Raw genomic sequence first — 434 nt, 5'->3', positions numbered from 1 at the left:
GGGATGTGTATAAGAGACAGCCCTAGCGTTTCCGCTCGAGCAAATGCTTTCAAATATGTAATGAAAAGTGGAAACGTCAAGGAGGAAGATGGATTACCGTTGCAGGCACTGGATCACCGTGCAACACCATTTATCGCACGTCCGCCTGTACACTTTAAAGGTAATATTTATCTTCAGCCTATGGATGAACAGGACGACGATGCTAATAAAGCAAACGCTCAAGCTGTCGTTAAATACGCAATGAAACATAATTATATCGTGCAATTGCAAGTTCATAAGTATTTAGGTGTAGAATAAAGTTATACATATTTGAAAACGCGCGGATGGTCAGCGTGCTAAAAGATACAATGTGTTCAACTAATAAGGTAGGTCGTTATGAATAAGCATGTCCAATTACTTGGTGAGATTGTTCCAGAAGATGTATTGAATAAGTG

General features: G+C 39.6%; 1 protein-coding gene. It reads left to right on the top strand.

Translation table 11 applies throughout. The features are described from left to right. Positions 1–297 (top strand): hypothetical protein (locus Y882_RS20470; protein WP_211259262.1); only part of this gene is annotated, 297 nt, incomplete at its 5' end. Positions 298–434 lie beyond the last annotated feature (137 nt).

The organism is Dyella japonica DSM 16301 (genome assembly GCF_001010355.1).
GTDB lineage: Bacteria > Pseudomonadota > Gammaproteobacteria > Xanthomonadales > Rhodanobacteraceae > Dyella > Dyella japonica.
The sequence above is the reverse complement of the archived record's forward strand: the minus strand, read 5'-3'. Positions and strand labels throughout refer to the sequence as shown.